This window comes from Pseudomonas sp. GW821-FHT03C07, assembly GCF_059420925.1.
Genome location: NZ_JBWKUQ010000004.1, coordinates 244,088 through 259,453, shown reverse-complemented (window position 1 = coordinate 259,453; position 15,366 = coordinate 244,088). Strand labels below are relative to the sequence as shown.

Sequence of the window (15,366 nt, the reverse complement as noted above, 5' to 3'; positions counted from 1 at the left end):
CCGCCGCGTAGCCGAAGGTGGTTCCGATCGTCTGATCGATCGCCGCGTAGCTGAAGGTGGCTCTGATCGTCTGATCGATCGCCGCGTAGCTGAAGGTGGTTCCGATCGCTTGATCCAGAATCGTGCATGAGTCGCTTTACCGCAGCATCCAGCCAAGAGCCCGGCCTTATCAGCCGGGCTTTTTTTGTCCGAATCGTTGGTCGTCAGACTCCGTCGCGGGCAATGTCCATCGCGAAGTAACTCAGGATGATATCCGCCCCGGCACGCTTGATCGCCCCCAGGCTTTCGCGAACGATGCGGTGCTCGTCGATGGCCCCGGCCTGGGCACCGAACTTGATCATCGCGTACTCGCCACTGACCTGATACGCCGCCAGCGGCAGGCGCGACGCTTCGCGGATATCGCGGATGATATCCAGATAGGCACCGGCAGGCTTGACCATCAGCGCATCAGCCCCTTCCTGTTCGTCCAGCAGCGACTCACGCACCGCTTCGCGCCGGTTCATCGGGTTCATCTGGTAAGCCTTGCGGTCGCCCTTGAGCGCCGTGCCGCCGGCCTCGCGGAACGGGCCGTAGAGTGCCGAGGCAAACTTGGTCGAGTAGGCCATGATCGAGGTGTCGAGAAAGCCGGCGGTGTCCAGGGCGCTGCGAATGGCCTGGACCTGACCGTCCATGGCCGCGGACGGTGAGATAAAGTCAGCCCCCGCCTGTGCCGCCACCACGGCCTGGCGCCCGAGGTTTTTCAGGGTGGCATCATTGTCGACCGCGTCGCCATGCAGCACACCGCAGTGACCATGGGAGGTGTACTCGCAGAAACAGGTGTCGGACATCACCACCATTTCCGGCGCCGTGTCCTTGCAGATCCGCACCATGCGTGCGACCAGGCCCTGCTCGTTCCAGGTGTCGCTGCCCGTCGCGTCCAGGTGATGGGACACACCGAAGGTCATCACCGACTTGATGCCGGCGCGGGCGTAACGCTCGATCTCGCTCGCCAGCTTCTTTTCCGGGATCCGCATCACCCCGGGCATGCTGGTGATGGGCACGAAATCGTCGATGCCTTCCTCGACAAAGATCGGCAACACCAGGTCGTTGAGGCTGAACTCGGTTTCCTGGAACAGGCCGCGCAGGCTTTCATTTCTGCGCAGGCGACGCAGGCGCGTCGTCGGAAATATCTGTGACATCGTGTTTCCCGAGGCGGATTCAGAAGCTGCCGAGCTTAGGCCAGTATTGCCCCGCTTTACACCGGTAGATCCAGAAAGGTCTGTTGCGAGGACTGCAACAGTGCAAGCCCCGTGAATTCAGAGGTGAGGATCGTCAAGCGCTTTAAACCAGGACTTATCGGTCACATTTCGGCCATCCAGCCTTTTTTCAATGTTGTAGGAAATCACGATTACGCAATATGTAGTGCTTAAAAATATTCACTACAAAATAGTTGACGCCTGCTTTCGACGCTTGCATGATGGACCTGCCTCCCCGATCGGGAGCGCCGCAAAAGCTGTTGTTACAACAGGCTCGACAAGCCGTCGAGCTGTTCCGGATCTGTACTGCCCACAAGGCAGATTGATGAAGCTGACCTGTCGTGATCGTCCCAACGGGCGAGAAGCACTGGCCTAACGTCCTCAAAATGCTTGTGGCTGACTTCGTTACTGTCGTCAGCGCCGTTCAAGGATCGCGCTGTTGTTTCTTCTCGTTGAAACGTTGTGTGTAGCAGGCTTTCACTCTCGCTACACGAATCACGCCCAGGGCCGGCGCCACACTCGACGGACACCATTGTCCGCGTGCGGCACCACAGCGATTCGCCGTCTTGGCATCGATACACGCGTAAACCAGACAGATTAACGAGTGGTCAAAGGGGCTTTAACATGAATCTGAACAATCAAACGACTATCGATCAACTGGCTGGCCTGTTCGCAGCGCGCAAGGACAGCCTTGACGACCATATTCTCTGGGTCAGCCAGACCGGAGACGTGAAACTCGACCCTCGCTCGCCTTACGCCGACGAGCGCGCCTTCAGCCAGGCCCAGCCCGCGCTGTTCGCCTGCATCAAGATGTACCGCCGGGGCCAGGGCTATGTCGGCAAAAAAGCCGCAGCCGACAAAGACTTCATGGCTCGTGTGCTGCAAACCCTGAAGTCGGAATGGGCCGCTCACCACGCCCTGCCGAAAAGTGCTTAACGACTCGCTGTAACTAAGTCCGTGGGAGCGGTGCTTGCCCGCGAAGAACGATGATGCGGTCTATCTGAAAAACCGCAGCGCCTTCTTCGCGGGCAAGCACCGCTCCCACATTAGGGTATGCGCTTGGCTGTCACTGCCGTGCAAAATCCAGAAGCCTGCTGGATTTGTCCAATTTCCCGCCGCTCCACTCCTCCACACTTGAGCCATGGCCACAGACCACGGCCCGATTCCAACGAGGAGAAATACCATGAGCGACTATGTGTTCGCCCCCCACGCCACCCCATCCCTGGCCGTTGAAGGCGAGTCGGCACGCTTTCCGATTCGCCGGGTGTTCTGCGTCGGCCGCAACTACTCCGAACATGCCCGGGAAATGGGCCACGACCCGGACCGTGAACCACCGTTCTTTTTCATGAAACCCGCCGATGCGGTGGTACCAGCCAGCGGTGTGATCGCCTACCCGCCACTGACCCAGGACCTGCATCACGAAATCGAACTGGTGGTGGCCATTGGTGAAGGCGGTACGGATATCGACCCAGCCAACGCCCTTGCCCACGTCTGGGGCTACGGTGTCGGCCTCGACCTGACCCGCCGGGATATCCAGGCCCAGGCCAAGAAGCTCGGCCGCCCATGGGATTGGGCCAAGGGTTTCGACGAGTCGGCGCCTTGCACGGCCTTGCGTCGGGCCAGCGTGGTGGGGCATCCGCAAAGTGGGGCGATCTGGCTGAAGGTCAACGATGTCGAACGCCAGCGCGGCGATCTGGCGGACCAGATCTGGTCGGTGCCGGATGTGATCAGTCATGTGTCGCGCTCGGTCGAACTCAAGGCCGGCGACCTGATTTTCACTGGTACACCGGCAGGCGTCGGTGCCCTGGTCGCGGGTGATCGGGTCAGCGCGGGGATCGAGGGGATTGCGACGTTCGAGTTGACGATTGGCTAACGCTGATCGGTGGCCGGACAGGCTTAACCTCTGTGGCGATACTGTCCGGCTCTTTTGTGCCGAGCGAGAGAACTCTCTTTCCCTTGAGTGAAATTTCCTAGAAAATCCTGATCGCTTGTTTGCGCCTGATCTCATGGCTAGTCTTCACTCCGTCACTGCCAAATCAGTGGCCGGGTTTAGCAGCTCGTTTTTACCGAGGCACGCAAGTGCCGCCTTCCGTTCAAGCGGCGTTTTTTTGCGCCTGCTGTTCTTTATGGTGGCTGTGCGTGGGGCACTTTCGAGTGCGCCGGGTCCCTTGGTAACCGGTCTGCTAACCCGCGTACAGTCGCCACCCATTGTTTAGCAGCGATGTCTGGCGACTCCACTTACCAAGGAGTTTTGCCATGTTCAAGGTCACCCCCAATCCGCCTGTAGCACCCAACGTTGAAACCATCGACCCTCGTGCCGCCGACCGGGCTTTGTCTCACTACAACCTCGGGCCGGACGCTGGTTCGAAACCCGCACCAAACGCTGCGCTGTATGATCATCTACCTGCCCCAAGACACCAGGAAGATGCCTTGGTCAACGTCTATTCGATTCTGCAATCCGCTGCGGCCACGGCCTATGAGCACGCCGATAACCAAACCGACTCGAACCGCAAAGTGGCGATGGGTGTGGTGCACCTGATTGAGCTGGCACAGTTGAAGATGGACTCGGTGCTTGATGGACAGAGCATCAGCGTCGGCGGCTGACAGGACTGGGTAGTTGAACGGGAAGCCGTACTTCCCGTTCCGCCCCCTTTTACACCTTCTTCCTCGCCGCCTGAGGCCGTTTTTTCCGAGTAGCCGGCTTCACCGCAGCCTCCCTTCCCGGCCATAGCGACACGCCCAGGGCAATAAGAATCACTGCACCCAGGCCACACACCGAGATCATCACAACATTCGCCTTCCACTCTCCCGTTGCGACAGCTTCGCTTCTCCAAGCCATCCATGGATGGTCTGGCGACACCCTCAGCCCCTCGGCTGCCGCCTTGTCGCAGAATCGTTTCGTCAGCGCGTTCTGCTCACTCTGGCTGATAACGGGATCGGGGTGACGGCTATACCTCGGCGTATCTGGCGGCGTCCAGGTTTCCTGATAGTGACGAGCGAAGTCGTCCCCGTAGCTGAACGTAGCCGAGACGTCCCACCACGAGTCCTGTTTGCTGTAGCGCATGTTCATCGAGCATTGATCGACGCGAGCCGCAACCGACGGCCAGTCACGCGCTTGCCAAAGCGTGGCGGCATCGTAAAGCCCCATGCCAGCACAAACGAGGAAGACGATCCCGAACACGATGAGGACAAGCGAACGAATACCGGAGAAGAAGTTTATGACCCAGGTAAAAAATCTCTGCATGATTTCCCTTGGACATGTGAAAAGGAGCCGGATTTATTTTCACATGCAGCCGATAGAACTACTACCTTACTCACGCATAAAAAATAAATCCGTTCCCTTTTAGACTGTTATTTGGCTAAAAGAGGATGAATTTATTTTTTGCAGGCTGTGCTGGTCAACCGCATATGAAAACAAATCCCCCTCTTTACGCCCGTATCGGCTGGCTCGGCACATACAATGCGCGGCCAAACACCTGATTGGATTAACCGCGAATGCGGTGCTCAGTGAACTCGTAATCTTCCTGGCAATCGCCGGAAGGGTCCGACGCCACATTCACGTAATGCACCGTGTCGGCGTCAATCAACTTGTAGGTGTAGACATCTGGCAAACGCACTCCATTGGTTCTCAATTCATTCCTGCCATTGGCAGCAGACCAGCTGCCATGTTCGGTTTGAATCGGCTGGGTCTGCTGGGCATCCCGGAAAAAGGTGACGGTGAAGCTGCCGTCGGGCTTGAAGTCATTCTTCCAGGATAGGAACTGGCATTTGCCGTTTTCTGCCCGCAGGCCTTTCCATGAACCCATCAAGGATGGATCGTTGGCCGGTTTGTTGGCGGCACAGCCACCTAGAGTTGCAGCCAGGACGATAAGGGCCAGGGAGAAATTCCGTTTCACGTAGTGCTTCCTTCTTCAAATGGATTCTGTGTGTTGCGAACGCTCAGCGGTGACTCAAATCGGCCTCAAAGGCCCGATACGCTGGCCACGGGAATACGCGCCTCCGACTGGGTGACATCGTAGACATGCTGTTCACAGCGATCATCCACAAACTGAAACTCCACCAGATAGACCTTGCTTCGCTCCGGTGTGAACGTGCTTCTGAGCGGGCCACATCGATAGGCACGCCCAATACTCTCGCCACTGGCGTAACCCGAAACCTCGAACGATTGATCGGCGTCGGCCTGTACTTCCAACTGCGGGAAGTGCTTCAATGTTGCGCTGTTGGCCGCTTCATTAAGCGTGGCAATCCAGCCGAACAACTTGCCCCGGCCGGTATCCACTACCGTTCCCTGCACATCCATGCGCTGGTCAGGGTCCATCGCGCGCCTGATCGAAAACTCTACTGGGAAGGTAGCTCCCGACGCTTTCATGATGACCTTTGCGTGCTGCGCATCGACAGTCACTTTGTTCTGGCGCAGTTGGATACCGTCCTTGAGCAAACTGGGGGAAGAGTCTCTGACATTGGATTTACACCCAGGCAATATCAGAATTAGGCTCAAGATTAGCAGTGACGTCTTTTTCATGAACACTCCATGTACATCATTAAAAATTACTTGCCGCCAGACAAGGATACCTCAGGAGCAGACCAAATCACCCGTTTCCCTTTGCACCTAACCGGCAGCAGTGAGCCCGCCACAGATTTATTTATGAAGCGAGCAAAACAAATAAATCCGTCCCTTTTTGATCCATAAGAGACTCAGCCATCGCCATCCTTTTTAACCGAAAACTGCAAGGTGTTAGTTTATCTGAATCTCCTCCAGCTCAACCGCACTCAATTGAGACTCCTCTAGCACTGAAAAATCATCAGAATTATCATGCAAACCATGGGATACGACAAAGCTCTTGCCTCCTGAAAAACTAAAACGCAAGCCGACTTCGCTGGGGCGTTGGCGCTCCTTCGCATTCATCTGCCCACGTTTAAGTATTGTTACGTTACTTACACAACAGCCGATAAGCTGCTTCCAAAAAACAGTAGCAAACCCTCCAGACTCAGAAATAGCGAACAGTTCCTCGTCGCCTTCCAATGAGGTCTGATCTTGACTCGCGACCCTCGCAGCCTCATCCCAGACGATGACGCTATTCAGAGAGGGGTCACTCGAAAATCCAAGGATTACACCATCCTCGAAATAGACGGCTAAAGGTCCGGCCGTCAACGAGAAGGCCAATTCGTCCTCAATACCACATTGAGCGGCAATTTCCGACCCAGGCCACCAGCTATACCTAACAAGCTTGGTGACCTGCTTGCCAGTGAGCCCCCGAAGAAACTCAATTGCCACAGACGGCACCATTGAAGTCATATACTTAGCCTCCATTAAAACGGTCCATTTTTCCGTGCTGCCTGAATCAACAAATCGATCATTCGAAGATTATTTCTTGACGGCGCAGCGTTAAAGTTAACAGCAAGCGGATCAGCAACCACAACGCGCCCCTTGTTGCTAATCAGAAACTGCAGGTCGTTGATCTGAATATTGTTATTTACTATTGTATCTCGAATACCTTGTAGATCTGAAATGCTTTGTTGATTGAGGAGTGGCGAATCGCCGACAATGCGCACCTTCCCCTCCACAAGCCTCACGACATCTTTCGACCCTTGAGCAAACTGGTCCATCAGCATACCAGGTGTACCGTCAACACTCACGGCTTGAGGATTCACTGTGGGAATTCCCGCATCATGCAACTTACCGAGCATGTCGATCTCGTCGGAAATCGCCTGCGAATTCGTTCCATTACGCAAGACGCCAACGGCTTGGTTGTCTCCATAGGCATAAACATCCTTATTACCGCCACGACCTAGCAAGTCTCCAAGGTCAGAACGACCAATGTTCGAGCCTGCAATGGCATCAGTACTTTTTGTACCACCTATCCCCCGCTCAGCCTGAACCAACTCGTCGCCCAGCTTAGCAAGGTTACTGAGCTCCGTAACCTTGGTTACCTTTCCAACCCCAGCAACCTCACCCGGCCCCGGAATCAGCAGCGTCGCCAGATCAACGGTGGTTTTCCCCGTTTGCAGCCCCTTCTCGTAGCTATTGTTCTGCAGCCCGAAAACAAAATCTTGACCACTTTTCGTGGTCAGCCAGTTGGTAACCATGTCCGAGCTAGGTTCGACAAAAGGATCGAGAAGGCTATTCGCGGCGTCTAATGGATGACCGGATAAAAGCTCATTCCCCAAAGATGCGATTGATCGGACGCCAGACCAGGCACTTAATCCCCCACCTACCAGCCCACCCAAGTACGGATCAATCGCCCCGTGCTTGCTGTCACTGTAATCAAGATTCAGCTTGTAATAGTCAACCAGATTGGCCGTATTGAATCTGTCGGAATCGCCCAAATATCTAATATTGACGTTGTAGTCCTTGAACTCAGCCGAGTGAGCAACGTTGTAGTTTTTTATCAGACTCAACGTTTCATCGGAGGTATAGGCCTTCCCCCCGCTTTCAAGCGTTGCAGCAACACTGTCATACCGAGCTGCCAGTGGTGAAAGCGCACTTCCCAAATGCTCCAACGTTTTCGCATCAAACTGACTGTCCGCCCCCCCTATCGTTTGTTTCCACTGAGCATCCGTATAGAAAGCAAACGCGCGCGCCATTCGCTGCTCGGCTTCGGCTGGACTGATGCCCAGCTCGGCCGCCATTTTGGGGGCTTCCTCTTCGATCAAGCGTGCTTCTGTAGGGTGAGCCTGACGGTTGTATTTATCGATATTGCCGGCAATAACGGCACCGCTCGCCTGCGCGATCGAACCACTGCCACCTGCCACGGCAGCCCCCACCCCCGCGGCGATCCAAGTGCCGAGAGCATCGCGGTTTTCCGGGTCGATACCGTTATTTTTCAGTACCTGGTCCAAGGTCGGCATAACAGCCGCCGATGCGCCGGCGCTCAGCGCGCCATTCGCCGCCGTACCGCTGGATAAGCCCTGCAATGCACCGGCCAGGCTATGCAGCAAGATACGCGCCGAGCCACCTTCAGCCCACACCGCTTGCAGACTTGTGTCCTTGCTGCGCGTCGCGTCCGCCAGTTGCTGATCGGCATAGTCGCCGATTTTCTTGTAGGTATCCGCCGCCGTGGTATTGGCCACGATACCCACCGCCGTCGCCCCGCCCGCGCCGCCCAACCCCGCAGCGAGCAGGCCCGTGGCGATATCGGCCATGATTCGCTTGTCGCCACCAATGTTCCAACTGGCCGCATCTGCCGCAGCCGCATTCGCAGCTGCATTCGTGGCCGCTAGCTGCGCATCCGACATGACCCCTTTCGACTCTTCCGCCTCTTTTGCCAGTTTATTCGCGGCATCCGACTTGGCTTTGGCAACCGCATCTACGATGCCGGTGGCCAATTGCACAGTGCTTTGAATAAGGTCGATGCGCTCCTGCATCGCCTTTTGGTCAGGCTTGTCCAGCTTCTGGTTGGCGTTCGCGGTATCACGGTTAAGTCCGACCAGATCATTCGCACCCTCAGCACTACGCACGACTATCGTGCCTTCGCTGACCGCACTACGGGTTTTACTGTGATCCGAGTCGCTGAGCGACAGCGGAACGCTACCCCCCACGGTCGACCCGGAGTAACTGCCATAGGACAGCGACAGGCCAACCGACTGACTCTTGATATCGCTGGTGTTTTTAATGTCGCTGACGATCAACCGATTCGTATCGAGCAAGTTCTTGTCCGCAGACGCCTCACTGGCAATCACCGCGCCTTGCAGCGTGGTCTTGTCACCCACATGAATGTTGTAACCACCCGCCCCCGCGAACAAACCGCTCTGATCCGTCACGGCCTTGTAGTTACTGTTCATGTTGCCCGCCGCCAAGCTGGCGGAAGCCGTCACCGTCGAGCCGTAGCAGAACGGCGGAATACAAATGCTCGCGCCGAAACCAGCACTGCCCTGCTCGCTCTTCTGGGTCTCGCTGTCCTGGCGCGAGGTGATATTGAGATTGCCGCCGATATCCGCCTTGATGCTCTGCGCCCGGACCTGCGCGCCAGCCAGGGTGGTGTCCTGTCCACTGCGCAGGACCAGCGAGCCGGTATCCAGGGTGCTGTTGACCTGGGTTACCGAACCGCCAGTGCCCATGCTCTTGGCGATGGACGCCCCCAGGTCGAGGGTGAATCCATTCTGCTCACCGATATTGAAACTGGCACCGATCGCGGTTTTGTCGTTATTGCTGTCGTTGGCCCAGTTCGCGGTGTCCTGCGCGCTTTCCAGGGTGATGTTGTTCTTCGCCAGCAACAGCGTATCGGCCGCTTTCATGCCACTGCCGATGATATGAATATCGCCTGCCGTCCCCGGCGCGCTGCCATCGGCGATGATCGTCAAGGTTTTACCGGCCGTGAGCGAGCTTTGCTTGGCCGTCTGGCTGTCATACTCGCTGGTGCTGGTGGTGTGGGTGCTCGCCAACTCTGTGCCGATCTTGATCAACGAACCATTGCTGTTAGCACTGCCCGTCTTGTTGGAATAGCCCGATCGACCATCGTAGGCATCCGACGATGCCCCTCCCAGGTTGTAACCGGCCAATGCAGCCTGCGCCCACTTCACCGCCTTGAGTCGAGGATCGTCCGCGCTGTTCGCGACTTGTATCGCGCTGCGAATGGTGTTGTAGCTATCGACCACCGTGCCGCCCAGCACTCGCCCCACCGCCAGGCTGCGGGTCTCGTCGGTGCTGCTCTGACTCGCGCTCTCCATACCGGCAGCAATGCTCACATTGGCACCGGTCAGGCTCATGCTCTGCGTACTGACCAAATCACTGGCCGTCACCCCGAGCGCGCGACCGGCGCTGAGCGACACATTGCCGGCACTGGAACCGAGAGTGCTGCCGGTCAAGGTGGTTTCCGAGGACTGGCCGGTATGGTTCTGGCTACTGATGGACAGGTGCTGGTTGCCGGTCATGTCATCGAGGCCCAGCTTGTTCCCCGTCAGCACGCCGGTGAAGTCGTGGTTCTTTTCCTTGTGCAGTTCGTTGCGGGTGAAGGTGTTTTGCGCCGCATCAACGCTCAGATCGCGCCCCGCGCTCACGGTGAGATCCGCCGTGCTCACCAGCGATGATCCCCGGACCAATGCATCCTGTCCGGCCTGAACCGCGACGCTGTTGCCGGAGACCAGGCTACCCACCGCCGTGGTTCGGCTTTCGCTGACCTTGTCGGTCACTTTGCTGGCCTTGAATCCACCCAGGCTGCGGCTGTTGCTGTCTTTGTCATGGCGCGTCTGCGTGCTGTCGACAGCGGCAACAATCGAAAGATCGTTGCCCGCCAGAAGCTGAGCCGCACCTTTTTCCGCGATTACTTCGCTGCTTTGAACCACCAGGTTGCGACCGGCCTGAACCGCCAGTTGCTGCGCATCGAGGTGCGAGCCCTGGGCGGTGGTTTCAGTGACGGAGTCGCGGGTGGTCGTGGTTTTGCTGGAGAGGAAGCCATTGCTCCCTTTGACCTTGTGCGCTTCGTCGGCGCTGCGCATGTTCTCGCCGGAGATCAGGTTGACGTCCCGCACCGCCTGGGCAATCACAACACCCGCCGTACTGCTGACACTCGCGGCACGCACATTGAGATCGTTGCCAGCGCGCAGGCTCAGGTCGCCCTGGGTCTGGAGGCTGCTGCCACTTTCGCTGCGGCTCGCCTCGGTACGCCAATTGTCCCCATCCCAGTGGTTGCTTTGGTCACGTGTCTCGATGACCGTCGTCAGGTTCAGGTCACGACCGGCGGACAGGCTGGTAACACCCGAGCTGCCGCTATTGACCACCTGTGCGCCCTGCAGGTTGATATCCCGTCCGGCGCTGGCCAACAGGGTGGCCGCCGGATCGGAAACGAACAGGCCGGCGACCCGCGACAAGTTGGTCTGGCTGCCCTGCGCACTCTGGGTGCTGATGGTGCTGGACTGCACATTCAGATCACGCCCGGCGCTGACCATCAGGCTCTTGTCAGCCTTGATCTGGCCACCGAGGTTGTTCAGGTCCTGCGTCGCGTCAAGGCTAACGGCGCTGCCCTGAATGCGCCCTTCCAGGTTATTCAGCGTGTCGGCCTTGATGGAGACCACTTGCCGTCCCGACAAGCTCGCGCTGTTGACCAGATTGCCCGTCACGTTCAGGTTCAGTTGCTGCCCGGCCATCAACCCGCCCGCGCCGTTGATGTCACCGTCACGGACTCGCACGTACACCTGCGGCACTAGCACACTGCGTACTTCGCCATTGGCCAAGGTGACATCCTTGGCCACCAACCAGACGATATCGCTGGTCAACTGGGCCATTTGCGCCGCGGTCAAAGCCACACCGGGAATCAGCTTCCAGCTATTGGCGTAGGTGACGGCGTTATCGATCAGGCCCCGGTACTGCGTTTCGTCATTGGCATAGCCATCGACGAAACGGCGGCCGGTCAGCTGTGCCACCTGCTCGCGAATCAGTTTCTGCTCATAAAAACCATCACCCATGCGTTGTTGGGTCGCCGCCGGGTCCAGGTTCAGCCGGCCGAGCATGTAATCCGAAGACAACCATTTGCCATAGTTGGTGAAGCGCGGATCGGTTTCGATCAGATAGCCAGTGGTGCTGGCGGGGTTCGGACGAAACAGCGCGTTGTCCGGCAAGGCACTGTTCACTCCGCCGGTGAGAATACGCTCAGCCACGCCGGCAACGTTTTTCGTGGAACTGGCCAGCACCTCGCTGATCGGCGTGAGGCTTGGCCCCTGGGTTGCGCTGGACACCTCGCCAGCGCTCACCGAGCCAAGGGTCAGACCCGCCACCTGGGTGCCACTGCCTTGCGGGGCGGTGTTCTGTGCATAGACCGTCGGTTGCAAGGAGATCGCCTGCACACTGGCCGCCGGGTTGTAGGCGACAGAGTCGGCCCCCTGCTTGTCACGGCCTTTCTGCTGGATGCGATAGAAGTTCGTGAGTGTGCCGCTGTCCGTGGTGACCTGCTGTCCCGCGACTTCGGTGTTGGTCAGGCTGTTGGCGTTGGTTTGCAACACGCCACCGGCAATGATCCGGCTCTTGTCGTTGAGGACCTGGTCGGCATTGATGGTCAGGTTAGTGCCGGCGAGTATTTGCCCGGGATCGGAACTGGCAATCTGGGTTTGGGTCACCACGCGGGTCAGGTCGTAGCGGTTCCAATCGTCGTTGCTGCCTTCCGGGGTCACCAGAATGTCGACTTCGTTGTTGTAGATCGAAATCTGATTGGGATCGTAGCGATTGACCGAGCCCGTCAGTTGATACTGTTGCAGCGCCTGACGCAAAAGCTCGACCTCGCGTGTCGAGAAGTGTTCGTTGGTGTTGCGAACTAAGGCCGCATTCAACTTCAGGGCACCGAGGGCCTCGATGGTCGCGCTGGCGTTATTGAGTTCGAGCGCCTGACCGGTGGCGTGGTAGTCGCTGTCCAACGCGCCACCGATGGCCATGTCACCGGCACTGAAGATCAACCCGTGTTCGCTGTTGTTCAGGTATTGCGCGCCGATATCCAGACTCACGCGCGCGGCGATCACCGCCGCCGTGCCGTTTTCGACGGTATTGGTCAGCGTGCCCGCCGCCAGCGATAGCTGGTCACCGTAGATTCGCCCGGTACCCAGGTTGCTCAAGGTGGGCGCGCTCAGCCGGGTGTACTGAGCATTGATCAGACCACGGTTGACCAGCGACTCGCTGGCATTCAGTTGTACCTGCTGAGCACTGATTTCACCGGCGGCCGCGTTATCGATTTGCCGGGCCGAGAGTGTCAGCAGGTTGCCCGCCTGCAAGCCGGCCTGGTTGCTCAGTAGCCCCGTGGTTGTCAGGCTCAGGTTGCCGTTGGCCTGCAGCAGGCCGGCATTGACGTAATCGCCATTGAGCGTGAAAGACAGATCGCCCAGGCTCAAGGCCCGACCGTTGCCGGTATAGCTGGCGCTGTTGAGCGTCAACGCGCTCCCCGCGATCAACGTGCCGCCCTGGTTGCTGACGATTTGGGTTTTGGCCGCCAGGTTACGGTCGGTCAGCAGAAACCGGGTGCCGGCCGAGATTTTTCCGGACTGGTTGTTCACCGTACCGCTGCCCGTCACGGTCAACGCCTGAGAGGCAATGATCGAGCCGCCCTGGTTGCCCAGTTGATCGACGGTGAAACCGAGGGTACGCCCTTCGATGCCTTGATCCAGGCCTTGGGTGCTGGAGTTGTCGAGCTGCGCCGCGGTCATCAACAGATCGCCACCGCTGCGAATCAGGCCGGTGCTGTTATCGAGTTTGCCGCCGATCGTGAAGCTGAGGTCGCCCAGTGTTTCGATGCGCCCACCGTGATTGTCGAGACTGGCGCCCACGATGGTCGTGTTGGTCCCGCTTTGTAGTTGCCCACCGCTGCCATTGCTGATGGCCCCTGTCGTGATGTTCAGGGTCTGCCCGGCATCGACGAAGCCTGCGATGTTGAGCAACTGGCCCGAGACCAGCGCGATCGACTGGAGTGCCTCGATGTGACCGCCGCTGTTGTCCAGCACGCCGCCCGCGGCCGTCAGTGTCAGGCTCGATTTTACCGAGCCGATACTACCTTGGTAGTTGGTCAGCGAGGCGGCGGTGATATTCAGTGCGCCCTGACTGGCGATCACGCCTTGGCTGTTATCCAGTGACCCTTGCAGTTCGATACTCGTGGCTGAAGAACCGCTCTGCAGCACTGCGCCCTTCACGTTGGACAAGTCACGGGCCTTGAGCCGTACCTGGGCCGCACTGACGTTGCCGCCATCGGTGCGCAAGACTTTCTGCGCCGTGGCGGTCAGGGTGTTTTTGGCGGTCACGCGCGCGCGGCTGACGTCGACATCACCCTGGCTGCTGGTGAGCGTCACTTGGGCGGCGGAGGTCTGGCTGTCGCTCAGGTCGACGGCCGCTGCCTGGGCCTGCAGACTTTCGGCGGCGAGATTCTGCCCCTTGGCACTGAGCTGGCCCGAAGCATTCAGGGTCAACGAACCGGTCTGCCCCAGCTTGCCACTGCTGTCGACCCCGGCGGCCAGGGTCGAGCCACTGATGCTGCTCAGGTTCACGGCTGTCAGGTGGGTATTGCCCTGGGCGGCAACGATACCGCTGTTGTCGATATCGGCCGAGGTGTTGACCGTCAGGTCGCCCTTGGCGTACAGCGTGCCACTGTTCTGGACGCCGGCGCCGGTCCCGACCTGCGTCGAACCGGCACTGCTGATCTGTCCACTGTTTTCCAAACGCCCGTCGGCGCGGATCACCACGTCGCCGGCGCTGGCGCCGATCTGCCCGGCATTGCGCACCCCGACACCGGCGCCATTGCCCACCAGGACGATCTTGCCCGCATACATGCCGCCCAGTTGCGCGACATCGATGCCGACCACCGGCGTAGCGCCGTTGTCGGTGCTGGTCTTGCCGGCCTGGATGCTCAGGTCCTTGGCCCAGACACCCGCGTTGACCTCAACGGTGCGCGCGATGATTTCGGTGTAATCGCTGTTGCGCGTATCCATCCCGGCACCGTTGATGGACACCTTGCCGCCATTGACTTGATAGCCGCTGATTGCGCCGTTCTCGAACTGCGCCTTGCCGGTGGTGAGGGTCGCGCGATTGGCGTTGATGAAACCACAGCCGTCACAGCTGATCCCGGATGGGTTGGCGATCACCACCTGCGCCCGGGAGCCGGCCACTTCGACAAAACCGTTAAGCTGGCTCGGATTGCTCGAATTGACCTCGTTGAGGATCACCCGCGCCGTGCCTGCGCCCAACGCCGGATTGCCGTCCACCCAGCCGCCCAGTTGGGTCTGACTGTTGGTCGCCGAGTTATTGAGGATCACGCCACGCCGATCGACGTCGAACTGTTGATAGGTATTGCGCGACACACCACCGGCGCTGGGCGCGGTGATATTGACCTGAGTGACTCCGCTCCCGGTCGCCCCGATGCCCGGCTGCTGCGCAGCAGGCGCGCCGGGGTCGGCGACCACGGCCGCCTGGGCCGACGCGGCGCCCAGCGTGATCAGGCCCAGCGCCGCCATCAGGGCAAAACGCAGGGGTGTCAGACGTACCACGCAGCCGACGCCAGAGACTGTGCCTGTCACTCCGCCGCCGGTTGATTTCGAGCCGCAGCTCACATTTTCGGCCACCACCATCAACAGGCCACGCGCCTTGTTGAAAATGATCCGATACAGATGCTTGTTAATGTTCAATTCCTTTTGAGCTGCGCCAATCCGTAGAGGCGCCCGATATCAA

9 protein-coding genes are annotated in these 15,366 nt (G+C 58.7%); 3 read left to right on the top strand and 6 right to left on the bottom strand.

Translation table 11 applies throughout. The features are described from left to right. Positions 1-203: 203 nt before the first annotated feature. On the bottom strand, positions 204-1,178 hold the full coding sequence (gene hemB, locus AC07VG_RS10470) for a porphobilinogen synthase (protein WP_495002316.1): 975 nt from the start codon (positions 1,176-1,178) through the stop codon (positions 204-206). 681 nt (positions 1,179-1,859) lie between these two features. Here hemB and AC07VG_RS10465 point away from each other — a divergent pair. From AC07VG_RS10465 to AC07VG_RS10455, 3 genes are all read left to right on the top strand, one after another. Continuing rightward, positions 1,860-2,171, top strand: coding sequence for a hypothetical protein (locus AC07VG_RS10465; RefSeq protein ID WP_495002317.1), 312 nt, complete (start codon positions 1,860-1,862; stop codon positions 2,169-2,171). 247 nt (positions 2,172-2,418) lie between these two features. Beyond that, positions 2,419-3,108, top strand: a complete 690-nt coding sequence (locus tag AC07VG_RS10460; RefSeq protein ID WP_495002318.1) for a fumarylacetoacetate hydrolase family protein — start codon at positions 2,419-2,421, stop codon at positions 3,106-3,108. Positions 3,109-3,491: 383 nt separating this feature from the next. Continuing rightward, positions 3,492-3,839 (top strand): DUF6124 family protein, encoded by a 348-nt coding sequence (locus AC07VG_RS10455; RefSeq protein WP_495020996.1) that lies wholly within the window; start codon positions 3,492-3,494, stop codon positions 3,837-3,839. A 49-nt stretch (positions 3,840-3,888) separates the two neighbouring features. Here AC07VG_RS10455 and AC07VG_RS10450 read toward each other — a convergent pair whose 3' ends face one another. From AC07VG_RS10450 to AC07VG_RS10430, 5 genes are all read right to left on the bottom strand, one after another. Beyond that, positions 3,889-4,479 carry a hypothetical protein gene (locus tag AC07VG_RS10450; protein ID WP_495002320.1) on the bottom strand — a complete coding sequence of 197 codons (591 nt, stop codon included), beginning with the start codon at positions 4,477-4,479 and terminating at the stop codon, positions 3,889-3,891. A gap of 241 nt (positions 4,480-4,720) precedes the next feature. Beyond that, positions 4,721-5,131, bottom strand: a complete 411-nt coding sequence (locus AC07VG_RS10445) for a hypothetical protein (protein WP_495020995.1) — start codon at positions 5,129-5,131, stop codon at positions 4,721-4,723. Positions 5,132-5,196: 65 nt separating this feature from the next. Next, positions 5,197-5,757: a hypothetical protein gene (locus AC07VG_RS10440; RefSeq protein ID WP_495020994.1), complete on the bottom strand. Its 561-nt coding sequence runs from the start codon at positions 5,755-5,757 to the stop codon at positions 5,197-5,199. Positions 5,758-5,970: 213 nt separating this feature from the next. Then, a complete protein-coding gene (locus AC07VG_RS10435) occupies positions 5,971-6,531 on the bottom strand; it encodes a hypothetical protein (RefSeq protein WP_495002323.1) in 561 nt (186 codons plus the stop codon). A 14-nt stretch (positions 6,532-6,545) separates the two neighbouring features. Continuing rightward, a complete protein-coding gene (locus tag AC07VG_RS10430) occupies positions 6,546-15,317 on the bottom strand; it encodes a two-partner secretion domain-containing protein (RefSeq protein WP_495021120.1) in 8,772 nt (2,923 codons plus the stop codon). Positions 15,318-15,366: the final 49 nt, after the last annotated feature.